Source organism: Streptomyces sp. BYX5S (assembly GCF_054724165.1).
Genome location: NZ_CM138829.1, coordinates 6,349,813 through 6,375,332 on the forward strand (window position 1 = coordinate 6,349,813; position 25,520 = coordinate 6,375,332).

Below are 25,520 nucleotides of genomic sequence, written 5' to 3' on the forward strand. Positions count from 1 at the left end.
GGGGTGCAGGATGGGGGCATGGTCAGGTCCAGGCAAGGGGGCCCCAGCGCCTCGCAGGCCCTCAGCGGCTTCTCCCCCGCGACCCGCGGTTGGTTCACGGGGGCCTTCTCCGCGCCCACATCCGCTCAGGCCGGGGCGTGGAAGGCGATCGGCGAGGGCTCGGACGTGCTGGTCGTGGCGCCGACCGGCTCGGGCAAGACGCTCGCCGCGTTCCTCGCCGCCTTGGACCAGCTCGCGTCGACCCCGCCGCCGGCCGACCCGAAGAAGCGCTGCCGGGTGCTGTACGTGTCCCCGCTGAAGGCCCTCGCGGTGGACGTGGAGCGCAATCTGCGCAGCCCTCTGACCGGTATCCGTCAGGAGGCGGTCCGGCTCGGCCTGCCGGAGCCCGAGGTGAAGGTCGGCATCCGTTCCGGCGACACCCCGCCCGCCGAGCGCCGCGCGCTGGCCACGCGCCCGCCGGACATCCTGATCACGACGCCCGAGTCACTGTTCCTCATGCTGACCTCGGCCACGCGGGACGCGCTGGCGGGCATCGAGACGGTGATCCTCGACGAGGTGCACGCGGTGGCCGGCACCAAGCGCGGCGCCCACCTGGCGCTCTCCCTGGAGCGCCTGGACGAGCTGCTGCCCCGCCCGGCCCGCCGCATCGGCCTGTCCGCGACGGTCCGGCCGGTCGACGAGGTGGCGCGCTATCTGTCGCCGCAGCGCAAGGTGGAGGTCGTCCAGCCGCCGTCCGGCAAGGAGTTCGACCTGTCGGTGGTCGTCCCGGTGGAGGACCTCGGCGAGCTCGGCGGCTCCCCGGTGCCCGACTCCGACCAGGGGGCGGAGCGTCCCTCGATCTGGCCCTCCGTGGAGGAGCGGATCACGGACCTGATCGAAGCCCACCGCTCGACGATCGTGTTCGCCAACTCGCGCCGCCTGGCCGAGCGATTGTGCAACCGGCTCAACGAGATCGCCTACGAGCGGGCCACCGGCGAGACGCTGCCCGAGGACCACTCCCCGGCCGAGCTGATGGCCGAGGCGGGCGCCGCGAAGGGCGCGCCCCCGGTCATCGCGCGCGCCCACCACGGCTCGGTCTCCAAGGAACAGCGCGCGCTGGTCGAGGAGGACCTGAAGGCGGGCCGGCTCCCCGCCGTCGTCGCCACGTCGAGCCTGGAGCTGGGCATCGACATGGGCGCGGTCGACCTGGTGGTCCAGGTGGAATCGCCCCCGTCCGTCGCGTCGGGGCTGCAACGCGTGGGCCGTGCGGGCCACCAAGTGGGCGCGGTCTCCACGGGAGTGGTGTTCCCGAAGTACCGGGGCGACCTGGTGCAGTCGGCGGTCGTGACCGAGCGCATGCGGTCCGGCGCCATCGAATCGCTGCGCCTCCCTGCGAACCCCCTGGACGTACTCGCGCAACAGCTCGTCGCGATGACATCCCTGGACACGTGGCAGGTCGACGATCTGCTGGCCCTGGTGCGCCGCGCCGCCCCCTTCGCCTCGCTGCCCGAGTCGGCGTTCACGGGCGTGCTCGACATGCTGGCGGGCCGCTATCCCTCGGACGCCTTCGCGGAGCTTCGGCCGCGCGTCGTGTGGGACCGCGTCGCCGGCACGATCACCGGCCGCCCGGGAGCGCAGCGCCTCGCCGTCACCTCCGGAGGCACGATCCCCGACCGCGGCCTGTTCGGCGTCTTCCTCGCGGGAGCCGATCCCAAGAAGGGCGGCGGCCGGGTCGGCGAGCTCGACGAGGAGATGGTCTACGAGTCCCGGGTCGGGGACGTGTTCACGCTCGGCACCAGCTCGTGGCGCATCGAGGACATCACCCGCGACCGTGTCCTCGTCTCCCCCGCCCCCGGAGTGCCCGGACGCCTGCCGTTCTGGAAGGGCGACCAGCTGGGCCGTCCGCTCGAACTGGGGCGTGCTCTGGGCGCGTTCCTGCGCGAGGTCGGCTCGCAGAAGCCCGAGGACGCGCGCGAGCGCCTCGCCTCGGCGGGGCTCGACGAGTGGGCGGCGAACAACGTTCTGTCGTACCTCGCGGAGCAGCGCGAGGCCTGCGGTCACATCCCCGACGACCGCACCATCGTGGTCGAGCGCTTCCGCGACGAGCTGGGCGACTGGCGGGTCGTCGTGCACTCGCCGTTCGGAGCCCAGGTGCACGCGCCGTGGGCGCTGGCACTCGGCGCCCGGCTCAGCGAGAAGTACGGCATGGACGCCCAGGTGATGCACGCCGACGACGGCATCGTGCTGCGCCTGCCCGACGCCGATCTGATGGGCCTGGACCTCCTCGACCAGGAACCCGCCAAGCCGGGCATGGAGTACGACGACGAGCAGGCGCCCATCGGGGCGTCCGACGTCGCCTTCGACAAGGGCGACGTGGACCAGATCGTCACCGACCAGGTGGGCGGCTCGGCCCTGTTCGCCTCCCGCTTCCGCGAGTGCGCCGCCCGCGCGCTGCTGCTGCCCCGCCGCAACCCCGGCAAGCGCACCCCGTTGTGGCAGCAGCGTCAGCGCGCCTCGCAACTGCTGGAGGTGGCATCCGAGTTCGGCTCCTTCCCCATCGTTCTGGAGGCGGTGCGGGAGTGCCTCCAGGACGTCTTCGACGTGCCGGGCCTCGCCGAGCTGATGGGCGACATCGAGTCCCGCAAGGTCCGTCTCGTCGAGGTCACCACCCCGGAAGCCTCCCCCTTCGCCCGCTCGCTGCTGTTCGGCTACGTGGCGCAGTTCCTGTACGAGGGCGACTCACCGCTGGCCGAGCGCCGTGCGGCCGCGCTGTCCCTGGACTCCCGGCTGCTCGCCGAGCTCCTCGGCCAGGCCGAGCTGCGCGAACTGCTCGACGCGGACGTCCTCGCCGAGCTGGAGCAGGAACTGCAGTGGCGCACGGAGGACCGTCGCGTCAAGGACGCCGAAGGCGTCGCGGACCTGCTGCGCCTCCTCGGGCCGCTCACGGACGCGGAGCTGGCCGAGCGGGGCGCCGAGCCCGGCTGGGCCGAGGACCTGGCGCGCGCCCGGCGCGCCATCCGCGTCCGTATCGGAGGCACCGACCACTGGGCTGCGGTCGAGGACGCGGGCCGACTGCGCGACGCCCTCGGCACGGCGCTGCCGGTCGGCGTCCCCGAGGCCTTCACGGAGCCGGTCAAGGACCCGCTCGGCGACCTCCTGGCCCGCTACGCCCGCACCCACGGCCCGTTCACCTCCACGCAGGCGGCGGCCCGCTTCGGCCTCGGCGCGGCGGTCACGGACGGCGCGCTGCACCGCCTGGCCGCGAACGGCCGTGTCGTCCAGGGCGAGTTCCACCCGGCGGGGATCGGCCAGGAGTGGTGCGACGCCACGGTCCTGCGCCGGCTGCGCCGCCGCTCGCTGGCCGCACTGCGCCACGAGCTGGAGCCGGTGCCACCGGCGGCGCTCGCCCAGTTCCTGCCCCAGTGGCAGCACGTGGGCGGGCACGGCCTGCGCGGCATCGACGGCCTGGTGCGGGCGGTCGAGCAACTCCAGGGTGCCTCGGTACCAGCCTCTGCCCTGGAAAAGCTCGTCCTGCCCTCACGCGTCTCCGGCTACGCGCCCGCGCTCCTCGACGAACTCACGGCGTCCGGCGAGGTGTTGTGGGCGGGGGCGGGCTCACTGCCCGGCAAGGACGGCTGGATCAGCCTCTACCTCGCCGACGCGGCCCCGCTCCTCCTGCCCCCCGCACACCCGCTGGAGCTCACCCCGCTCCACCAGTCTGTACTGGACACCCTCTCGGGCGGCTACGGCCTGTTCTTCCGCCAGATCGCCGATCAGGTCCGCGCCACCGGGCACCCCGAGGCGACCGACCCCCACCTGGCCGACGCGCTCTGGGAGCTGGCCTGGTCGGGCCGTCTCACGAACGACACGCTGGCCCCGATGCGCTCCCTTCTCGGCTCGGGCCGCACCGCGGGCTCGACCGCGCACCGGGCCCGCAGAGCCGTCCCCCGCGGCCGCTACGGAGGACTCACGGCCGGCGCCCGGCCCACCTCACGCACCGGCCCTCCCACGGTCGCCGGACGCTGGTCGCTGCTGCCCACCCAGGAACCCGATGCGACCGTGCGCGCCCACGCCCTGGCCCGCACCCTCCTCGACCGCCACGGAGTGGTGACGCGAGGAGCCGTGGCCGCGGAGGGTGTCGAGGGCGGCTTCTCGGCGACGTACCGGATCCTCTCCGCCTTCGAGGAGAGCGGCCAGGCGCGGCGCGGCTACGTGGTGGAGGGCCTCGGCGCCGCCCAGTTCGCGATGGACGGCGCAGTGGACCGCCTGCGAGCGGCGGCCAACGCACAGGAGCGCGGCGCCCCTCCCGTGGACAACGGCAGGACGGCGGCGCGCGCCCTCGTCCTGGCCGCGGCCGACCCCGCCAACGCGTACGGGGCGGCCCTCCCCTGGCCCGATCCCCCCACCGGCGCGGGCCAGAAACCCGGCCACAAGCCGGGCCGCAAGGCCGGTTCGCTGGTGGTCCTGGTCGACGGTGAGCTGACGCTCTACATGGAGCGCGGCGGCAAAACGCTCCTGGCCTGGCCCCACCGCGCCTCCGAAACCGACACCCCAGCCCCCGCCACCGCCACCGCCGCTCAACTCGCGGAGGACCCCCGCGTCCCCGCCGCGGCCCAGGCCCTCGCGGAGTCCGCCCGCTCAGGCGCCATCGGCGCCATCACGGTCGAACGCATCAACGCGGAACCCGCCCTCACCTCCCCCTACGCCCCCCTCCTCGAATCCACCGGCTTCCACGCCACCCCCCGCGGCCTCCGCCTCCGCCCCTGACCCCCACCCGTTCAAGCCCCTGCGGCGCTTGAGCAGCGGGGTCCGGGGCGAAGTTCCACTTTCAAGCCCCTGCGGCGCTTGAGCAGCGGGGCCCGGGGCAGAGCCCCGCAACGTCAACCGACCCAACGCCACCCCACCCCCACCTACCCTTGACCTCATGCCCGAAGGAGACACCGTCGCGCAGGCGGCAAGCCGACTGCACACCGCCCTCGCCGACCAAATCCTCACCCGCTCCGACCTCCGCGTCCCCCGCTTCGCCACCGCCGACCTCACCGGCCGCACCGTCCTGAACGTCACCCCCCGCGGCAAGCACCTGCTGACCCGCATCGAGGGCGGCCTCACCCTCCACTCCCACCTGCGCATGGACGGCTCCTGGAAGATCTACGCCCCCGGCGAGCGCTGGCGCGGCGGCCCGACCCACCAGATCCGCGCGATCCTCGCGAACGAGACCCGCACCGCCGTCGGCTACCGCCTCCCCGTCCTGGAACTCCTGCGCACCAGCGAGGAGTCACAAGCCGTCGGCCACCTGGGCCCCGACCTCCTAGGCCCGGACTGGGACCCGGACACCGCCCTGCGGAACATCCTCAAGGACCCCACCCGCCCCCTCGGCGAGGCCCTCCTCGACCAGCGCAACCTCGCGGGCATCGGCAACATCTACAAGTCCGAGCTCTGCTTTCTCCTGCGCGCCACCCCCTGGCTCCCGGCCGGCGAGCTGCCCGCCGAGTCGGCCGACCGCCTCCCGCTCCTCGCGAAGAAGCTCCTGGAGGCCAACCGCGACCGCCCGTCCCGCGTCACCACCGGCCGCCCCCGCGCCGACGAGCGCCTCTACGTCTACGGCCGCACCCACCGCCCCTGCCTGCGCTGCGGCACCCCCATCCGCACGGCCAACCAGGGCGACGGCTCCCGCGAACGCCCCACCTACTGGTGCCCGAACTGCCAACAAGGCCCGGCCCCCACGCCGTAGAAGTCGCCCTCTGCACAACAATTGACGCCCCGTCAGAAAACCTCGTACCGTCCACCCATGCCCCTCACCGCGTACGACCTCACCGGACGCACCGCATTCGTCACCGGCGCGGCGAGCGGCATCGGCCGCGCGTCGGCGGCGCTCCTCGCGGAGGCGGGCGCCACCGTCCACTGCGCCGACCGCGACGCACAGGGCCTGCACGAGACGGCGGCCCTCATCAAGGAGAGCGGCGGCACGGCCCACACGCACACCCTGGACGTGTCCGACCGCACGCAGGTCACGGAGGCCGTCGCCACCGCGACCACCACCTCGGGCGGCCTCGACATCATGGCCGCGATCGCCGGGGTCATGCACAACAGCCCGGTCCTGGAGACCCGCGACGAGGACCTGGACCGCGTCATCGCCATCAATTTCAAGGGTGTGCTCTACGCCTGCCAGGAGGCGGCCCGCACCATGATCGCGGCCGGTACCCGCGGCAGCATCGTCACGATGGCCTCCGGCGCCGTCGACACCGGAGGCCCGGGGCTGCTCTGCTACGGCGCCGCGAAGGCCGCCGTCGTCCAGCTCACCAAAACCCTCGCCACGGAGGTCGGCCCCCACGGCATCCGGGTCAACGCGGTGGCACCGGGCTGGATCCGTACGCCGATGACGACCCGCCACGACAAGAGCGCGCAGGCCCACACCGAGGCCCTGATGGTGCGCATGTCACCGCTGGGCCGGGTCGGCGAGGCGGCGGACATCGCCCACGCGGTGCTGCACCTGGCCTCGGACGCCGCATCGTTCACGACGGGCCAGATCCTCCGCCCGAACGGGGGCGTCGCCATGCCCTGGTGACCTCCCGCCACACCCCGCCCGCGACTTCACGCCCCGCGCGCACCGCCCGCGTCCGCACGCGCCGAGCGCCGTGGCGACCGGACATCCCGGCCACCCCGGCGGCGCGCGACTTCGGCAGCGCGTGCACCGGCAGCAGGCTCAGCCCCCAGCCCCCGGCGACGACCGCACCTTCGAGCGCCCCGGCGTCCGGAGCGAAGGCGAGCCGCAGGGCGCCCCACCACCACAGCGCCCCGCACACGACGGCCGGCACCCACCGCAGGACCTGCCACCCAGTCCACGCCACCGACCGCTCACCTCCACCCGCCGACTCCCCGGGGCCGGCCGCCCCGCGCCGCGCCCGCCGGAACCGACCAGCACCCCCGTGGGGCCTCAGCCCCGGTTCTCCGCCTGGAACATCCAGTGGTGCTTCTCCAGGTCGGCCGTGATGCCGATGAAGATGTCCTGGCTCACGGGGTCCGCCTCACCGGTCGCCTCCACCCGCTCACGCATCCGCGCGATGACGGCGCCCAGCGCGTCCACGAGCGTCCCCACCGCGTCCACGTCCTTCACCCAGCCGTCGGGGACCACGCCCACGCCGCTGGTGTCCGCGACGGTCTTCGCGCGGCCGTCGGGCGGGACACCCAGCGTCGAGGCCCGCTCGGCCACCGTGTCGGAGTGCTGCCGCGCGGTGTCCACGACCTCGTCGAGCTGAAGGTGCACCGACCGGAACCGCGGACCGACCACGTTCCAGTGGACCTGCTTCGCCACGAGCGACAGATCCACCAGGTCCACGAGAGCACCCTGCAGCGCCTCGCCCACGGTCTTCAGGTCGGCATCGGACAACGGGCTCTTCACGACGTACATACGCCACCTCCATATCGAAACCACCCCCAACAATGGCACACGCGCACTATTCCGGGCATATCGGACGTCGAGTCCTCTGCCCACGCAGCCCTCACCCACCCGCCCACAGGCCCCGACACACCCGCCCACACAACAGAGAGCCCCGGCCGATGACTCGGCCGGGGCTCTCCCGGGTTCAAGCTGGGCTCAGCGCACTGAGCGCAGGCGTTACGCCGCTACAACGTCCACGGCCTCCGCAGGCGCCTTGATCGTCACACGTTCCGGTGGGACACCGGCCACGGAGACGGAATTGAGCATCGGACGAACCGGTGCGGGCACCGGCTCCGACGGGACCGCTGCTGCCGACTCGGCCAGCTCGGCGAGAGCGAGCTCGTCGCTCACCTCGCGCATCAGCTCGGACATCCGTACGTCAAGCGCGTCGCAAATAGCGGAGAGCAGCTCGGAGGAAGCCTCCTTCTGCCCCCGCTCCACCTCGGAGAGATAGCCGAGCGAGACTCGGGCGGACGAGGAGACTTCGCGCAGAGTACGGCCCTGGCGCTGGCGCTGCCGACGCAGCACGTCACCCAGCAGGCGACGGAGCAGAATCATCGGTGGCTCCCTCCTCGGACCGCGTAGCCGCATCCTTCTCGCCCCACCGTACCGCCTTGTGCCGCGGCCGTGCGGGGAGCGATGTCGTGTTCACTCAGGGCTGCAAACATCAAAACCCCCCGTTCTGTTCCGTATCCTGTGCCCGCGCTTTCCCAGTACGTTCGCCGACATGCGCTCCGACCAGCTCTTCGACGAGCAGGGCGAGCACGCTCCGTGCACTCTCCCTACGGATTTCCGTCCGAACGCCGTTCAACCGCAGCGCGACCACTTTGTGGCTAGCAGCGAAATCGGCCGCGCCCTCGGAACGATCAGCTCCCGGCCCGACAGCGGCCACGTAGACCGTCCCGACCGGCTGTCCGTCCTGCGGCTCGGGGCCCGCGACACCGGTCGTGGCGATGCCCCAGTCCGCGCCCAGCGCGTGGCGCACCCCGGCCGCCATGCCCAGCGCGACCTCGGGGTGGACGGGGCCGTGCGCGGCGAGCAGCTCCGCGTCGACACCGAGCAGCTGGTGCTTGAGCTCGGTCGCGTACGCCGTGACGGAGCCGCGGAACGCCTTCGAGGCCCCCGGCACCGCCACGAGCTCCGCGGCCACCAGGCCGCCCGTGAGCGACTCGGCGACGGCGAGGGTCTGCCCCCGCTCGGTCAACAGGCGCAGCGCCTCGACAGCCTCGTCCGTCACTTCTCGGCAGCCTCCGCGGACACCCGCGCCGCCGCCTTCGACTCGGCGATCCCCGCGCGGCGCAGCACGACGGCCTGCCGCACGTAGTCCAGCCCGGTGATCACGGTGAGCGCGACGGCCACCGCCATCACCCACCAGCGCAGCGTCGCGAGCGGGCCGGTCAGCGCCAGGATGTACATGCCGACGGCCGTGCCCTGCGTGAGCGTCTTGAGCTTGCCGCCGCGGCTGGCCGGAATGACGCCGTAGCGAATGACGATGAATCTCAGCAGGGTGATCCCGAGCTCGCGCCCGAGAATCACTCCGGTCACCCACCAGGGAAGATCACCGAGCGAGGACAGACAGATCAGGGCGGCGCCCATGATCGCTTTGTCGGCGATGGGATCGGCGATCTTTCCGAAATCGGTGACCAGGTTGTACGAACGTGCCAGATGACCGTCGAAAACATCCGTGATCATGGCAACGGCGAACGCGGCCCACGCCCAGGCCCGCCACGCCGGGTCGTACCCGCCGTCGGCCAGCATGAGCACCACGAAGCCCGGCACCAGAAGGAGCCGGATCATGGTCAGGATGTTCGCGATGTTCCACAGGCTCGCCTGATTGACGGCCGCAGTACCCAGCTTGCCTCCGGGCGACGGCCTGCCGGTCCCGCCCGCAGCGGACGCCGGGACTCCGGTCATCTGGCCGCCTCCTCAGCGATCTCCAGCGGTTCGGCCACAAGGTCGACACCTTCGGTGCCGACCACCTTCGCCTCGACCATACGACCGACCACGAGACCCGCGCCGCTCGTGAGACGCACCTGCCCGTCGGTCTCGGGCGCCTGGTGGGCACCGCGCCCGACGACGCCGTCCTCCTCGTCGACGGACTCGACGAGCACCTTCACGGTCTCACCGAGGCGCTCCTCGGCACGCTGCGACACCAGCTGTTCGGCGAGCCGCGACAGGCGCGCGAGGCGCTGCGCGACGACGTCCTCGTCCAGCTTGTTCTCGTACGTCGCCGCCTCCGTGCCCTCCTCGTCGGAGTAGCCGAAGACACCGATGGCGTCCAGGCGCGCGCCGTTCAGGAACCGCTCGAGCTCCGCGTAGTCGGCCTCGCTCTCGCCGGGGAAGCCGACAATGAAGTTGGACCGGACACCCGCCTGCGGCGCCTTGGACCGAATGGTGTCGAGCAGCTCCAGGAACCGGTCGGTGTCACCGAAGCGCCGCATCGCGCGCAGCACGCCGGGCGCCGAGTGCTGGAAGGACAGGTCGAAGTACGGGGCGACCTTCTCGGTCCCCGTCAGTACGTCGATCAGCCCCGGGCGCATCTCGGCGGGCTGGAGGTAGCTGACGCGCACCCGCTCGATCCCGTCGACGCCGGCCAGCTCGGGCAGCAGCGACTCGAGAAGCCGGATGTCGCCCAGGTCCTTGCCGTACGACGTGTTGTTCTCGGAGACCAGCATGATCTCCGAGACGCCCTGCTCGGCGAGCCAGCGCGTCTCGTTGAGCACGTCGCTGGGGCGGCGCGAGATGAACGAGCCGCGGAAGGACGGGATGGCGCAGAACGAGCAGCGCCGGTCGCACCCGGAGGCCAGCTTCACGGACGCCACGGGGTTGCCGTCGAGGCGGCGTCGCAGCGGCGCGCGCGGCCCGGACGCGGGCGCGACGCCCTCGGGAAGGTCCGTGGGGGCGTGGCCGGGCAGCGCGATGCCGGCGCCGGCCTCCTGGCGCTCGGCCGGGCTGATCGGCAGCAGCTTGCGGCGGTCGCGCGGGGCGTGGGCCTCCACGCTGCCCCCGGACAGGATCGTCTGGAGGCGGCCGGAGATGTCCTCGTAGTCGTCGAAGCCGAGCACGCCGTCGGCCTCGGGCAGCGCCTCGGCGAGCTCCTTGCCGTACCGCTCGGCCATGCAGCCGACGGCGACGACCGCCTGGGTTCTGCCATGGCCCTTGAGGTCATTGGCTTCCAGGAGGGCGTCGACGGAGTCCTTCTTCGCGGCCTCCACGAAGCCACAGGTGTTCACGACGGCGACATCGGCGGCGTCGGCGTCCTCGACGAGCTCCCAGCCGTCCGCCTCCAAGCGGCCTGCGAGCTCCTCCGAGTCCACCTCGTTACGGGCGCAGCCAAGGGTGACAAGTGCGACGGTACGGCGTTCGGGCATGGCAACAAGACTACTTCGTCCCACTGACAGCCCCAGCCGCGAGGGGTTACCGCAAGATCGTCGGCCTCGGTGGGCCTCAGCCGACCTCGGGGTCACCCTTCGTGTACGACAGCCGTTCGACCTGGCCGGGCTGGAACTCGTCCTCGATCTGCTTGCCGTTCACGAACAGCTTGATGGCGCCCGCGTCACCGAGCACGAGGTCGATCTTCTGGTTGTCCTGGAAGGTCTTCGTCTGGCCGTCCTGCAGCAGCCCGTCGAACATGATCCGCCCGTTGTGGTCCTTGGCGGAGATCCAGCTGCGGCCGTCCGACGCGCTGACCTTCACGGTCACCTTGTCCGCGGGGGCAGCGGCGATCGCGCTGTCGCTCGGCTCGGGCTTCGGGTCGGTGGGCTTCTTGGTGCTGGGGCTCGGCTTCGGGCTCTTGGGCTTGCCGGTCGCCGGGGTGGATCCCTCGGCGGCCTGCTGCTGGCTGCCGTCGCTGTCGCCGCCGCTGAAGGCGGTGTAGCCGACGAAGGCGATCACCGCGACGATCGCCGCGACCATGGCGGCCGTCCAGTTGGGCCTGCGGGGCTCGGAGCGGATCCGCTCGGTCTCGAACAGCGGCGTGGCCGGCGTCGGCGCGGGGCGCCCGCCGTGCTCCTCGCCGAACTGTTCGAGCAGGGGTTCGGGATCAAGATTGACGGCACGCGCGAGCGTACGGATGTGGCCGCGGGCGTAGACGTCGCCGCCGCAGCGCGAGAAGTCGTCCTGTTCGATCGCGTGCACGATCGGAATGCGCACCCGGGTCGACTGGCTGATCTCGTCGACGGTCAGACCCGCGTCGATACGTGCCTGCTGGAGGACACGACCGATCGACGGCCGGTCGTCGTCCGCGTGCGGGATGCGGTCTTCCGAAGGGCGGTCGTCTTCAGGGGAGTTGCCGATGGACACGGGGGCGCCTTTCGAGCGTGTAGCCACCTGCTGGAGGTTCAGTGTAGGGGGGGTGTGAATGGGTGAGGCAACCGGGCGGTCGGACTTTGTACGCCATCGGAATGGCCTGCCGTCCCGCTGGCGACGTACTCGGTTGTCCCTTCCCTCAACTTGACGTAGGCGATGGGGAAACGGTTGCTCCGGTGCCCTTACGAGTGACGTCGTTCGAGGGACCTCTTTAGGGTTGAGCCTCCCCGCGGATCACCGCGAGCACTCCCTCCAGCTCATCGGCTTTCACAAGAACGTCACGAGCCTTCGAACCTTCACTGGGTCCGACGATGTTCCGCGACTCCATCAAGTCCATGAGGCGTCCGGCCTTGGCGAAGCCCACGCGCAGCTTGCGCTGGAGCATCGAGGTCGAGCCGAACTGTGTGGAGACGACCAGCTCGGCGGCCGCGCACAGCAGCTCCAGGTCGTCGCCGATGTCCTCGTCGATCTCCTTCTTCTGCTTGGTGCCCGTCGTGACGTCGTCCCGGAAGACGGGCGCCATCTGGTCCTTGCAGTGCTGCACGATGGCGTGGATCTCGTCCTCTATGACGAAGGCGCCCTGCATACGGGTCGGCTTGTTCGCCCCCATGGGCAGGAACAGGCCGTCTCCCTTGCCGATGAGCTTCTCGGCACCCGGCTGGTCGAGGATGACCCGGCTGTCGGCGAGCGAGGAGGTGGCGAACGCGAGCCGCGAGGGCACGTTCGCCTTGATCAGGCCGGTGACGACGTCGACGGACGGGCGCTGCGTGGCGAGCACCAGGTGGATTCCGGCCGCGCGCGCGAGCTGCGTGATCCGGACGATGGAGTCCTCGACGTCCCTCGGCGCGACCATCATGAGGTCGGCCAGCTCGTCGACGATCACCAGCAGGTACGGGTACGCCTTCAGCTCCCGCTCACTGCCCTCGGGCGTGGTGAGCTTGCCGTCCTTGACGGCCTGGTTGAAGTCGTCGATGTGCCGGTAGCCGAACGCCGCGAGGTCGTCGTAGCGCAGGTCCATCTCCCGCACGACCCACTGGAGCGCCTCGGCTGCCTTCTTGGGGTTGGTGATGATCGGCGTGATCAGGTGCGGAATTCCCTCGTACGCGGTCAGCTCCACGCGCTTGGGGTCGACGAGGACCATCCGGACGTCCTCGGGGGTCGCCCGCATCATGATCGAGGTGATGAGGCAGTTGATGCACGAGGACTTACCGGAACCGGTGGCACCGGCGACCAGGATGTGCGGCATCTTGGCCATGTTGGCCATGACGTAGCCGCCCTCGACGTCCTTGCCGAGCGCGACCAGCATCGGGTGCTCGTCCTCGGCGGCGTCCGCGAGGCGCAGCACGTCGCCGACGTTGACCATCTCGCGGTCGGTGTTCGGGATCTCGATGCCGACCGCGGACTTCCCGGGGATCGGCGAGATGATCCGGACGTCGGGGGACGCGACGGCGTACGCGATGTTCTTGGCCAGCGCCGTGATCTTCTCGACCTTCACGGCGGGGCCGAGCTCGATCTCGTAGCGCGTGACCGTGGGGCCGCGCGTGAAGCCGGTGACGGCCGCGTCGACCTTGAACTCGGTGAAGACGTTCTGCAACGACTCGACGACCGCGTCGTTCGCGGCGCTGCGCGACTTGCCGGGCCCGCCACGCGTCAGCAGGTCGAGCGAGGGCAGCGCGTACGTGATGTCGCCGGCGAGCTGGAGCTGCTCGGCGCGCGGCGGCAGGTCCCCGCGCGCGTCGGGCGCGGCCTTGGTGAGGTCCGGCACGGCGAGCGAGGTGGGCGTGGGCTCAGGCTCCTTCTGGGCGGCCTGCGGGGCCTTCTTGGCCCTGGCCGTCGGCACGGCCGCCGAGCGGTCCTCTGCGGACGGCTCACCACTCCTCTCGCCCGCCCCCTCGCCGGAGACGCCCTGCGTGAGGTCGGCGACGAGCGGCGACGGCGGCATGCCGTGCAGCACCGCACCGTCGAGCGCGGCGGCAGCGGCGGCGGCCACGTCGACCGCGTCCATCGGCCGGTCCATCGCGGGCTGCACCGACCGCCGCGGCTTGCGGCGCTTGGCGAAGGCCTCTTCCTCGGCCTGGTCCGGGTCGTACGAGTCCGGGGCCGCGGGGCGCTTGCGGGAGCGCACGGGCGCGGCCTCGCGCCACTCGTCGTCGTAGTCGTAGTCGTCCGCGGCCGCGTCGACGTAGGCGGCGTCGTCCTGCACGACGCCGAGCCGCACGCCGAGCTGGCGCATCCGCTGCGGGATCGCGTTGACCGGCGTCGCGGTCACCACGAGCAGCCCGAAGACGGTGAGCAGGACGAGCAGCGGGACCGCGAGCACCTGGGTCATCGTGAAGCTCAGCGGCGTCGCGGCGGCCCAGCCGATGAGCCCGCCCGCGTCCCTTATGGCGCGCATGCCGTCCCCGCGCGCGGGTGAGCCGCACGCGATGTGGACCTGGCCGAGCACGCCGATGGCGAGCGCGGAGAGGCCGATCACGATCCGCCCGTTGGCCTCGGGCTTCTCGGGGTGCCGGATCAGGCGTACGGCGATGATGCCGAGCAGGATCGGCACCAGCAGGTCGAGGCGGCCGAAGGCACCGGTCACCAGCATGTCGACGAGGTCACCGACCGGGCCCTGCAAATTGGACCAGGTACCGGCCGCGCAGATCAGGGCGACGCCGAGGAGCAGCAGCGCGAGGCCGTCCTTGCGGTGGGCCGGGTCGAGCCCCTTCGCCCCACGCCCTATGCCTCGGAACATCGCTCCCACGCTGTGCGCGACGCCGAGCCACAGGGCCCGTACGAGCCGGTACAGGCCGCCCGTGGGACTGGGTGCCGGCTTGGGAGCGGGCTTCTTCGCCACGGCCTTCTTGGCGGGCGCCTTCCTCGGCACCGGCTTCTTGGCCGCGCCCTTCACGGGGGCCTTTTTGGCAGCGGCCTTCTTCGCCGGAGCCTTGGTCGGCGCCGCCGTCTTCTTCGCGGGCGTCTTCTTGGCTGCGGGACGTGAGGCCATAGGTGTGAGGTTACCGGGGGAGACGACCTTGGACACGTGTGCCCACTGCTTCACCCGTTCGTGTCGCGAACTGACGGGGTGAAAACTGACGTGTCCTCAAAGCCCGATCGGCGCCCTCGATTCTGGAGGGCGACCGCCTCGGTCCTGCCTCAGTTCTGCGAGGGCAGCGTGGGAGCGCCGCTTCCCGCGCCGGGCTCCAGGGCGTCGAGCGCCCGGCGCAGCCCGGTGAGTTTGCGCTCCAGGTGCGCCGCGGTGGCCACCGCGGCCGCGTCCGCCGACTCGTCGTCCAGCTGCTTCGACAGTGCCTCTGCCTGCTCCTCGACCGCGGCGAGCCGCGCCGAGAGCTCGGCGAGCAGCCCCGCGGGCTCCTTGGAGTCCCCGATGGCCTTGCCGCCGCCCTCCAGTTGGAGCCGCAGCAGCGCCGCCTGCTCCCGGAGCTGGCAGTTCTTCATGTACAGCTCGACGAACACCGAGACCTTGGCGCGCAGCACCCACGGGTCGAACGGCTTCGAGATGTAGTCGACCGCCCCGGCCGCGTAGCCACGGAACGTGTGGTGCGGTCCGTGGTTGATCGCCGTGAGGAAGATGATCGGGATGTCCCGTGTCCGCTCACGACGCTTGATGTGCGCCGCGGTTTCGAAACCGTCCATTCCCGGCATCTGAACGTCCAGCAGAATGACCGCGAAATCGTCCGTGAGCAGCGCCTTCAGCGCTTCCTCCCCGGACGATGCCCGTACCAGTGTCTGATCGAGCGCGGAGAGGATGGCCTCCAGCGCCAGCAGATTCTCCGGCCGGTCATCGACCAGGAGGATCTTGGCCTTCTGCACCATGGCCCGCCCTCCTCGCCCCGGCATGGGGCCGCCCCTGTCCGCAGGACTCGGGGAGGCTCCTTTCGCCGCCCCAGGGAACGACTCCCTTGCGCCGTCCGTCCTTGTGCCGGTCATGGTAGCCGCACCCCGCCTGTCGCCACACCCTGTCACCGCGATGTCACCGTGCACGTAGCAGAAACGCGGTGGGAGACCAGAAGGTTCCCCGTATCCCGCGCTTCTACACGGCCACGACCACACTCAGTCAGCAACTCATCCTGAAGATTTCGGTTTCCGGTCACTCGCCATGCATCCACCGCTCCATCACAGAGAGCAGATGATCCGGGTCGACCGGCTTCGTAACGTAGTCGGACGCGCCCGACTCGATCGCCTTCTCCCGGTCGCCCTTCATCGCCTTGGCGGTGAGCGCGATGATCGGCAGCCCGGCGAACTGCGGCATCCTGCGGATCGCCGTCGTCGTCGCGTAGCCGTCCATCTCCGGCATCATGATGTCCATGAGCACGACTGTCACATCGTCGTGCTGCTCCAGGACCTCGATGCCCTCCCGCCCGTTCTCCGCGTACAGCACCGACAGGCCCTGCTGTTCCAGGACGCTGGTGAGCGCGAACACGTTGCGGATGTCGTCGTCGACGATGAGCACCTTCTCGCCACCGAACAGCAGCCCGCGCCGCGGCGCGGGCGCGCTCTGCTCGGCCGCGCCCGTGGCCCCCGCGGTGCCGTCCCACTGCTCGTCCGCACGCTCCTGCGCGGGCATCGGCTGGCCCGTCAGCGCCGTCCGCTCGGGCTGCGGCGTGGCGGACCTGCGGCGGCGCCGGAAGAGGGCCGCGGGGCCGTTCTGGGTGTCCTGGTAGGACCGCACCTCGGCCGGGGTCTCCACCTCGGCCGGCTCGGGCGCCGCGTCGAGGGCCAGCCGCTCCCCCGGTTCGATGGTCGGCGCGAGCTGCGCGTAGCCCTGGGGCGGCAGCTCGCTCGGGTGCATCGGCAGGTACAGAGTGAACGTCGAGCCGCGTCCGGGCTCGCTCTGCGCGAAGATCTCGCCGCCCAGGAGGCGGGCGATCTCACGGCTGATGGACAGGCCGAGGCCGGTACCGCCGTACTTGCGGCTCGTCGTGCCGTCGGCCTGCTTGAACGCCTCGAAGATGACGCGCATCTTGCTGGCCGCGATGCCGATACCGGTGTCGGTCACCGAGAAGGCGATCACATCGCCGTCGACCTCCCGCAACGAGCCCGCTTCCAGGAGCTGTTCACGGATCGCGTTCGGTACGTCGTTGCCGGCGGGCCTGATGACGAGTTCCACGGCTCCGGAGTCGGTGAACTTCACCGCGTTGGAGAGCAGGTTGCGCAGCACTTGAAGGAGGCGCTGTTCGTCGGTGTGCAACGTGGTGGGCAGTTCCGGCGACACCCTTACGGAGAAGTCCAGTTGCTTCTCCGCGGTCAGCGGCCGGAACGTGGCCTCCACGTAGTCGACGAGCTGCACCAGGGCGATGCGCGTCGGCGAGACGTCCATCTTGCCCGCCTCGACCTTCGACAGGTCCAGGATGTCGTTGATCAGCTGGAGCAGGTCGGAACCCGCGCCGTGGATCGTCTCGGCGAACTCGACCTGCTTCGGCGTGAGGTTCGCGTCGGCGTTGTCGGCCAGCAACTTGGCGAGGATGAGCAGCGAGTTGAGCGGCGTGCGCAGCTCGTGCGACATGTTGGCGAGGAACTCGCTCTTGTAGCGCATCGACACGGCGAGCTGCTCGGCGCGCTCCTCCAGGACCTGCCGCGCCTCTTCGATCTCGGTGTTCTTCACCTCGATGTCACGGTTCTGCTGGGCCAGCAGTTCGGCCTTCTCCTCCAGTTCGGCGTTGGACGCCTGGAGGGCCTTCTGCCGGTTCTCCAACTCGGCCGAGCGCTCACGCAGTTGCTCGGTGAGCTCCTGCGACTGCTTCAGCAGCACCTCGGTCTTGGTGTTGACCGAGATGGTGTTGACGCTCGTCGCGATCATCTCGGCGATCTGGTTCAGGAAGTCCTTCTGGATCTGAGTGAACGGCGTGAACGACGCCAGCTCGATCACGCCGAGCACCGTGTCCTCGAAGAGCACGGGGATCACGATGACCTGCGCCGGAGGCGCCTCACCGAGCCCGGAGGCGATCTTCAGATAGCCGCTGGGCGCGTTGTCCACGAGGATCGTGCGCTTCTCCTGCGCGGCCGTCCCGATGAGCGTCTCGCCGGGCCGGAAGGCCGTCGGCATGGCACCCATGGAGTACCCGTAGCTCCCGCACATGCGCAGCTCGTACGCGTCCTGGTCCGCGATCGCCGCGTCCGCGCTGTCGTCCAGGGGCAGTGCCAGGAAGAACGCGCCGTGCTGCGCGGAGACCACCGGGGTCAGCTCGCTCATGATGAGCCCGGCCACGTCGTCGAGGTCGCGGCGGCCCTGCATCAGACCCGAGATGCGCGCCAGGTTGCCCTTGAGCCAGTCCTGCTCCTCGTTGGCGATCGTGGTGTCGCGCAGGTTGGAGATCATCTTGTTGATGTTGTCCTGGAGGACCTGGATCTCGCCCGCGGCGTCGACGTCGATCTTGAGGTTCAGGTCGCCACGCGTCACCGCGGTCGCGACGGCCGCGATGGCGCGCACCTGACGGGTCAGGTTCCCTGCCATCTCGTTCACGGACTCGGTCAGATCGCGCCAGGTGCCGTCCACGTCGCGCACCCGCGCCTGGCCGCCCAGCTGGCCCTCGGTGCCCACCTCACGGGCCACGCGGGTCACCTGCTCGGCGAACGACGACAGCTGGTCCACCATCGTGTTGATCGTGGTCTTCAACTCGAGGATCTCACCGCGCGCGTCGATGTCGATCTTCTTGGTCAGATCGCCCTTGGCGATGGCGGTCGTGACCATCGCGATGTTGCGCACCTGACCGGTCAGGTTCGAGGCCATCCCGTTCACGGACTCGGTCAGGTCCTTCCACGTACCGGAGACGCCGGGTACGCGGGCCTGGCCGCCCAGGATGCCGTCGGTGCCCACCTCGCGGGCCACCTTGGTGACCTGGTCGGCGAACGAACTCAGGGTCCGCACCATCGTGTTGAACGTGTCGGCGAGCTGCGCGACCTCGCCGCGCGCCTCGATGGTGACCTGCCGGGTCAGGTCGCCGTTGGCCACCGCGTTGGCGACCTGGGAGATGTTGCGCACCTGCATGGTCAGGTTGTTGGCCATGAGGTTCACGTTGTCGCTCAGGTCCTTCCAGATGCCCGTGACACCCGGAACCCTTGCCTGACCGCCCAGTTGCCCCTCGGTGCCCACCTCGCGGGCCACCCGGGTCACCTGCTCGGCGAACGACGACAGCTGGTCCACCATCGTGTTCACCGTCGTGACGAGTTCGAGGATCTCGCCCTTGGCGTCGACGGTGATCTTCTTGGACAGGTCACCGCGCGCCACGGCCGTCGTGACCTCGGCGATGTTGCGCACCTGGAGCGTCAGGTTGTTGGCCATGCCGTTCACGGACTGCGTCAGGTCCTTCCACGTACCCGACACGCCCTGCACCTCGGCCTGTCCGCCGAGGATGCCGTCCGTACCCACCTCGCGGGCGACCCGCGTCACCTGCTCGGCGAAGGCCGACAGCTGGTCCACCATCGTGTTGAGGGTGTTCTTCAGCTCCAGGATCTCGCCGCGCGCGTCCACGTCGATCTTCTGCGACAGGTCACCCCGCGCCACCGCGGTCGCCACCTGCGCGATGTTGCGCACCTGAGCCGTGAGGTTGCCGGCCATGCCGTTCACGGAGTCCGTCAGGTCGCGCCACACACCGGCCACGCCGGGCACCTGCGCCTGACCGCCCAGCCGGCCCTCCGTGCCCACCTCGCGCGCGACGCGGGTCACCTGGTCGGCGAAGGCGGAGAGCTGGTCGACCATCGTGTTGATGGTGTTCTTCAGCTCCAGGATCTCGCCGCGCGCGTCCACGTCGATCTTCTGCGACAGGTCACCACGCGCCACCGCGGTCGTGACCTGAGCGATCTGCCGCACCTGCGACGTCAGGTTGCCGGCCATGAAGTTGACGGAGTCGGTCAGTTCCTTCCACGTGCCGCTCACGCCGTCCACGCGCGCCTGCCCGCCGAGGCGGCCCTCCGTGCCCACGTCCCGGGCCATCCGCGTCACCTGGTCGGCGAAGCTCGACAGCTGGTCCACCATCGTGTTCACGGTGTTCTTCAGCTGGAGCATCTCGCCGGAGACGTCGACGGTGACCTTCTGCGACAGATCACCGTTCGCCACCGCCGTCGTCACCTGGGCGATGTTGCGCACCTGCCCGGTGAGGTTGCGGAACGCGGTGTTGACGGAGTCGGTCAGATCCTTCCACGTGCCGGCGGCGCCGGGAACGAGCGCCTGACCACCGAGCTCACCCTCGACACCGATCTCACGAGCAACGCGCGTCACTTCGGAACCGAAGGCGGACAGCTGGTCCACCATCGTGTTCACGGTGTTCTTCAGCTCGAGCATCTCGCCCGCGACATCGACGGTGACCTTCTGCGACAGATCACCGTTCGCCACCGCCGTGGTCACGGTCGCGATGTCCCGCACCTGAGTTGTGAGGTTCCGGAAAACCGTGTTCACCGAATCGGTGAGGTCCTTCCACGTCCCGGCGGCCCCCGGCACATTCGCCTGGCCGCCGAGCTGCCCCTCGGCACCGACCTCGTTGGCGACGCGCGTCACTTCGTCCGCGAAGGTGCGCAGCGTCTCCGTCATCTGATTGATGGTCTCGGCCAGCTGCGCGACCTCGCCGCGCGCCGACACCGTGACCTTCTGCGAGAGGTCGCCGTTCGCCACCGCCGTCGTGACCTGCGCGATCCCGCGCACCTGGGCGGTCAGGTTGCCGGCCATGAGGTTCACCGAATCGGTGAGGTCCTTCCACACACCGGCCACACCGGGCACCTGCGCCTGCCCGCCGAGCTCACCCTCCGTGCCCACTTCCCGGGCCACCCGGGTGACCTCCGAGGAGAACGACGACAGCTGGTCGACCATCGTGTTCACGGTGTTCTTCAGCTCGAGCATCTCGCCCGCGACGTGAACCGTGACCTTCCGGGACAAGTCACCCTTGGCCACGGCGGTCGTAACGAGAGCAATGTCACGCACCTGCGCCGTCAGCCGGTAGGCCATGGTGTTGACCGAATCCGTGAGATCCTTCCACGAACCGGACATTCCACGTACGCGCGCCTGCCCGCCGAGCTTGCCCTCGGTGCCCACCTCGCTGGCCACCCGCGTGACCTCGTCGGTGAACGTCGACAGCTGGTCGACCAGGTTGTTGACCGTCCGGCCGACCTTCAGGAACTCACCGCGCAGCGGATGCCCGTGCGCCTCCGGCTTCCCTTCCGGCACCTGCGCCCGCAGCTCCATGCGGGGCGACAGATCGCCGTCCGCGACCGCCGAGAGCACCCTCCCGACCTCGGAGACGGGCCGTACGAGGTCGTCCACGAGCGCGTTGGACGCATTGATCGCATTGGCCCAGGAGCCCTCGCAGGCGCCCGTCTCGAGCCGCTCGGTGAGCTTGCCCTCGCGGCCGACCATGCGCCGCACCCGCGACAGCTCGCCGGTCAGATGCAGATTCCGGTCGGCGACCTCGTTGAAGACGGCCGCGATCTCCGACATGACACCGTCGCCGTTGACGGTCAGCCGCTTGCGGAAATTGCCGTCTCTCATCGCGACCAGACCTGCGAGCAGCCGGTTCAGAGCCGCGGTATCCACGGTCGTCGTGCCGCCGCCACTGCGCCCCTTGCGCTGTTTTGTCAGGGACTGTCCGCCTTCTGCGCGCGCCTTCTTGCTTCGCGTCGCTGCGCCAGACTCCACTGTGTCCCTCCCGCAGGGATCGACCTGTACTGCTCGGGTAGCTCGGGTTTTTCTCGGATTCGCTTCTACCGCCGCATCGACAGTTCAATGCGTTCTTCTATGGAAGCTTGCCCAGTGTTTCACCATGGCTGAACCAGGCCATAACAGTTCGGCAGCTTCGCACACCGTCCGCACACCCTCCGGGCGGAAACACAGACGACCGGCATCCGCATGGACGGCGAAGGTAAGTAACCTTGCATGCGGCTGTCCACCCACCCCGGTCTGCCCGGCCTGGGCGGTGGCGGAAAACGAGCGGGCATCGGAGGGGCGGCCGAGACATGGGTACGGGAGACCTGGGCCTCGACACTCGTACAACGAGTACAACTCGTACAGGGAGTTCTGTGATCACCGCGCGCGCGGCTGCCACTTTCGAACCCGTCGGGCGGTCCGTCGCGACGGCCCGCTCCTTCGTGCGCGACACCCTCCAGGGGTGGGGCCATGCGGACATCATCGACGACGCCGTCGTCCTCACCAGCGAACTCGTGACAAATGCCGTGGTTCACGCGGGCACATCCGCGGAGGTTCTGTGCCTGCGGAGTGAGGACCACGTCCGCATCGAGGTCTCCGACCGCTATCCGGAACGTGAGATCCCGTTGCAGTCCTCCGCCATGAACATGGGGAGCCCGGACCGCGAGGGCGGCCGCGGTCTCCAGCTCTGCGCGGCGCTCGCGGGCCGCTGGGGGGTCGACTATTCGGCCACGCACAAGACGGTCTGGTTCCAACTCGACCTCCCCGAGCGCTCCGTGGGCACCCGCGCCGCGGGCCCCACGCTCCCCACGGACCTCCTCCCCCTCGCGGACGAGCGGGTCCGCGTGGCCGTCGTCCAGATCGACCGGGTCGGCGCGATCACCGGGTGGAACGAGGACGCGGAGGAGCTCTTCGGCTACGCCGCCGAGCAGGTCACCGGCAAGCCCCTCACGGACTTCGCGGCCTGGCCGCACACGCCCGGCACGAGCACCGGAATCGTCGACGCGCTGCAACTCTCACGCTGGGAGGGCAGCTACGGCATCCGCAGCGCCGCCGGCCGCGTGACGCCCGTGTACGCCTCCCACCTGCGCGTCCGCGACACCGACGGCGAACCGTCGACGGTGTGCCTCCTCGTACGCGACCACGAGCGGGCCGTCCTCCAGACCCCGCTGCGCGTCCCGGCGCCCGACGCGACGACGCACTCCGACAGCCAGGGCTCCGACCCGTTCGAGGTCTTCATCGGCTCGCCGGCCCCGGACGACCTGGACGGACTGCTTCAGCGCACCGTCGAGCGCGCCCGCGACATGCTCGACGGCGACTCCGCGTTCCTGCTCCTCGCCACGGACGACGAGACGGAGCTGGAGGTCCGCGCCTCGACCGGCCTGCCCTCCGCACGACAGCGCTTCGCGCGCGTACCCGTGGAAGTCGGCCCCGGCCGCTACGGCTCGGCCCGAATGCCCGCCGTGCACGAGGACCTGACCCAAGTCCCCGGCGCCGTACCGCTCTTGAACGGCACGGGCATGCGCTCGGTCGTCACGGTCCCCCTCAAGGTCGAGGGCCGCCTCACGGGCTCCCTGGGAGTCGCGGCGGAGGCCCCTGACCGGTACTCCAACGAAGAGGCGCTGCGCCTGCAGTTCGCCGCCGACCGCATCGCGCTGGCCGTCGAATCGGCGCGCCTCGGCGAACTCGAAAAGCTCCGCCGCGGCTCGCTCAGCTTCCTCGTCGAGGCCTCCGACCTCCTGGCGGGCACGCTCGACAGAGACCAGACCCTGGCGCTCATGGCCCAGATGACGGTCCCGACCCTCGCCACGTGGTGCGCGGTCTACACGATCGCCGACCAGGCCTCGGAGCCGTACCTCTCCTATGTGCTGCACGAGGACGAGGAGCGCATCGACGGCCTCAAGGCACTCCTGTCGAAGATCGCCCCTCCGGACCCGGTCCCCACACCCGGCGCCCGTGTCTGGGCGGCCCCGGCGGAAGCAGCGCACCAGGCCGCACTCCGTACGTCCATGAGAAGCCTGGGTCTCGGCGAACCCGCGAGCGTCAGCTCCGGCATCGGCACGACCCTCCAGACGGCCTCCGCGGTCGGCGGCGAAACAGTGGTCCTCCCCCTGGTCGCCCGCAACCGCGTCATCGGCATGCTGACCCTCGGCAAGCCGACCGACGAGCACTTCCGCCAGGAAATCCTTGAGCTCGCCGAGGACTTGAGCCGCAGGGCGGCCCTGGCCCTCGACAACGCGCGCCTGTACTCGGAGCGCATGGCGATCAGCCAGTCCCTCCAGCGCAGCCTCCTCCCTCCGGAGCTCCCGGACGTCCCGGGCGTCGAGGTCGAGGTCATCTACCGCGCGGCCGGCGAGGGCAACGAGGTCGGCGGCGACTTCTACGACCTGTTCCCCATCCGCGACGGCGCGTACGGCTTCGCGATCGGCGACGTCTGCGGCACGGGCCCCGAAGCGGCGGCGGTGACGGGCCTGGCCCGCCACGCCCTGCGCCTCCTGGCCCGCGAGGGCTTCGGCGGCCCGGCGGTCCTGGAGCGCCTGAACGCGGCGATCCTCGACGAGGGCGCCCGCAGCCGCTTCCTGACCCTGCTCTACGGGGAGTTGTGGCCGCAGGAGGACGGCTCGGCGGTCCTCAAGATGGTCTGCGCCGGCCACCCGCTCCCCCTCCGCCTCCGCCAGGACGGCACGGTCGAGCCGTACGCGGAACCGCAGCCGCTGCTCGGCGTCATGGACGACCTGGAGCTGTACGAGCAGACTGTGACGCTCGACCCGGGCGACGTGCTGCTCTGCGTCACGGACGGCATCACGGAGCGCCGCGAGGGCAGCCGCATGCTCGGCGACGACGGCCTCGCCGATGTGCTCTCCACGTGCACGGGCCTCACGGCCGGCGCGGTGGCCGCCCGCATCATGCGCGCGGTGGAGCGCTTCGCCGCCGACGCCCCGTCGGACGACATGGCGATCCTGACGATGCGCGTTCCGGGCGTCCACCACGACTGACATCGCCCGGGGGCGGGGGCAACGAAAAAGGCCCCCGCCCGAAGGGCGAAGGCCTTAAATGAAAGAGCCCCCAAGCGGAATCGAACCGCTGACCTTCTCCTTACCATGGAGACGCTCTACCGACTGAGCTATAGGGGCCTGTCGCTTTCGCGGTTTCCCGCTCGGCAACGAGTAAAAGCATACCTGATGTCGAGGCCCCTCCGAACCACCATTCGCCCTGGCTAGAACGCCGGCTGCAGCAATCCCCCGAGCGCATTGCAGGCCTGGGTCACCCGCTGCAACTGCCGCCGCGTCATTGCCGCTTCGACCGGCAGCGCGAGGGTCTCGTCGGCGGCCCGCTCGGTCTCCGGAAGCGTGATGTCGCACCGAAATCCCGGCATCCGGTGCACGGGCGTCTTCACCGGCACCCGGCAGTCGACGCCCTTCCGCCGCAACACCTGCGCGAACGCATCCCGGTCCGGCCGCCCATTCCCCGGCACCCGCACCACGTACTGCTGATACGTGTGCCCTTCCTGCCCGACGGGTGTCCGTACGCCGGTGAGCCGCGCGCTCAAGTAGGCCGCGTGCACCCGACGCCGAGCCACTTCGTCGTACGACTTCTCGGACTCGCCCGGCTCCTCCAGCACGAGCAGCCCGTGACTCCGCTCCAGCTCCCGCAGCCGAGCGACGTCCGCACGATGCCCGAAGCGGTGCACGGCGACGACCGCGGCGGTCCGCGCGCTCACGGCGGCGGCGACGTGGGAGGGATCGATGCAGTACGTCTCAGGGTGAATGTCGGCGAAGACCGGTACGGCCCCTGCCTGCACGACGCCCTCGGCGACCTCGGGGTTCCCAAAGGCCGGCACGATGACTTCGTCCCCGGTACCGACGCCTGCGGCTCGCAGCATTTCAACTGTGCCCATGCCTGGGATCGTGTCCATGCAACGTGAACGAGGGCTGAACGTAGAAAAGCCCCGTGCCGAATGGCACGGGGCTTCTCTCTAAAAATAGTTCGGCGGCGTCCTACTCTCCCACAGGGTCCCCCCTGCAGTACCATCGGCGCTGTGAGGCTTAGCTTCCGGGTTCGGAATGTAACCGGGCGTTTCCCTCACGCTATGACCACCGAAACACTATGAAACTGACAACCGGAGTCGTGGCCCATGACTACGACGGTTGTTCGTGGTTT

15 protein-coding genes, 1 tRNA gene and 1 rRNA gene are annotated in these 25,520 nt (G+C 70.4%); 4 read left to right on the plus strand and 13 right to left on the minus strand.

Annotated features, from left to right (window positions below):
- Positions 1–18: 18 nt before the first annotated feature.
- From ACYBSK_RS28615 to ACYBSK_RS28625, 3 genes are all read left to right on the plus strand, one after another.
- Positions 19–4,746 (plus strand): ATP-dependent helicase, encoded by a 4,728-nt coding sequence (locus ACYBSK_RS28615; RefSeq protein ID WP_460243854.1) that lies wholly within the window; start codon positions 19–21, stop codon positions 4,744–4,746.
- Positions 4,747–4,903: 157 nt separating this feature from the next.
- Positions 4,904–5,710 carry an Fpg/Nei family DNA glycosylase gene (locus tag ACYBSK_RS28620; protein WP_457480139.1) on the plus strand — a complete coding sequence of 269 codons (807 nt, stop codon included), beginning with the start codon at positions 4,904–4,906 and terminating at the stop codon, positions 5,708–5,710.
- A gap of 57 nt (positions 5,711–5,767) precedes the next feature.
- Positions 5,768–6,544, plus strand: coding sequence for an SDR family NAD(P)-dependent oxidoreductase (locus tag ACYBSK_RS28625; protein ID WP_460243855.1), 777 nt, complete (start codon positions 5,768–5,770; stop codon positions 6,542–6,544).
- On the opposite strand, the gene ACYBSK_RS28630 is transcribed toward ACYBSK_RS28625, so the two are convergent.
- From ACYBSK_RS28630 to ACYBSK_RS28675, 10 genes are all read right to left on the minus strand, one after another.
- A complete protein-coding gene (locus ACYBSK_RS28630; RefSeq protein WP_460243856.1) occupies positions 6,492–6,827 on the minus strand; it encodes a hypothetical protein in 336 nt (111 codons plus the stop codon). The two genes, ACYBSK_RS28625 and ACYBSK_RS28630, sit on opposite strands and share 53 nt — an antisense overlap.
- Before the next feature lie 86 nt (positions 6,828–6,913).
- A complete protein-coding gene (locus ACYBSK_RS28635; protein ID WP_460243857.1) occupies positions 6,914–7,387 on the minus strand; it encodes a Dps family protein in 474 nt (157 codons plus the stop codon).
- 207 nt (positions 7,388–7,594) lie between these two features.
- Positions 7,595–7,975, minus strand: a complete 381-nt coding sequence (locus ACYBSK_RS28640) for a helix-turn-helix domain-containing protein (protein WP_188336490.1) — start codon at positions 7,973–7,975, stop codon at positions 7,595–7,597.
- A 109-nt stretch (positions 7,976–8,084) separates the two neighbouring features.
- Positions 8,085–8,654, minus strand: a complete 570-nt coding sequence (locus tag ACYBSK_RS28645; RefSeq protein WP_460243858.1) for a CinA family protein — start codon at positions 8,652–8,654, stop codon at positions 8,085–8,087.
- A complete protein-coding gene (gene pgsA / locus ACYBSK_RS28650; protein ID WP_457480144.1) occupies positions 8,651–9,331 on the minus strand; it encodes a CDP-diacylglycerol--glycerol-3-phosphate 3-phosphatidyltransferase in 681 nt (226 codons plus the stop codon). Before pgsA ends, ACYBSK_RS28645 begins: the two co-directional genes overlap by 4 nt.
- Positions 9,328–10,788: a 30S ribosomal protein S12 methylthiotransferase RimO gene (rimO, locus tag ACYBSK_RS28655; RefSeq protein ID WP_457480145.1), complete on the minus strand. Its 1,461-nt coding sequence runs from the start codon at positions 10,786–10,788 to the stop codon at positions 9,328–9,330. Before rimO ends, pgsA begins: the two co-directional genes overlap by 4 nt.
- Positions 10,789–10,864: 76 nt before the next feature.
- Entirely contained in the window at positions 10,865–11,719 is an 855-nt protein-coding gene (locus tag ACYBSK_RS28660) for a helix-turn-helix domain-containing protein (RefSeq protein WP_460243859.1), read from the minus strand.
- A gap of 217 nt (positions 11,720–11,936) precedes the next feature.
- Positions 11,937–14,714: a DNA translocase FtsK gene (locus tag ACYBSK_RS28665; protein WP_460243860.1), complete on the minus strand. Its 2,778-nt coding sequence runs from the start codon at positions 14,712–14,714 to the stop codon at positions 11,937–11,939.
- 149 nt (positions 14,715–14,863) lie between these two features.
- Positions 14,864–15,544, minus strand: a complete 681-nt coding sequence (locus ACYBSK_RS28670) for a response regulator (protein ID WP_457480148.1) — start codon at positions 15,542–15,544, stop codon at positions 14,864–14,866.
- 274 nt (positions 15,545–15,818) lie between these two features.
- The gene (locus ACYBSK_RS28675) at positions 15,819–21,353 is read right to left on the minus strand and encodes a HAMP domain-containing protein (protein WP_457480149.1); all 5,535 of its coding nucleotides are present in this window, start codon (positions 21,351–21,353) and stop codon (positions 15,819–15,821) included.
- A gap of 380 nt (positions 21,354–21,733) precedes the next feature.
- Here ACYBSK_RS28675 and ACYBSK_RS28680 point away from each other — a divergent pair, with 380 nt between their 5' ends.
- Entirely contained in the window at positions 21,734–24,355 is a 2,622-nt protein-coding gene (locus ACYBSK_RS28680; RefSeq protein WP_460243861.1) for a SpoIIE family protein phosphatase, read from the plus strand.
- 65 nt (positions 24,356–24,420) lie between these two features.
- Here the strand turns inward: ACYBSK_RS28680 and ACYBSK_RS28685 are convergent.
- The 3 genes from ACYBSK_RS28685 to rrf form a co-directional block, all read right to left on the minus strand.
- Positions 24,421–24,493 (minus strand) — tRNA-Thr (locus ACYBSK_RS28685).
- An 83-nt stretch (positions 24,494–24,576) separates the two neighbouring features.
- Positions 24,577–25,242, minus strand: a complete 666-nt coding sequence (locus ACYBSK_RS28690) for a DegT/DnrJ/EryC1/StrS family aminotransferase (RefSeq protein ID WP_460247121.1) — start codon at positions 25,240–25,242, stop codon at positions 24,577–24,579.
- 102 nt (positions 25,243–25,344) lie between these two features.
- Positions 25,345–25,461: ribosomal RNA gene (gene rrf, locus ACYBSK_RS28695) — 5S ribosomal RNA — on the minus strand.
- Between the last annotated feature and the right edge of the window lie 59 nt (positions 25,462–25,520).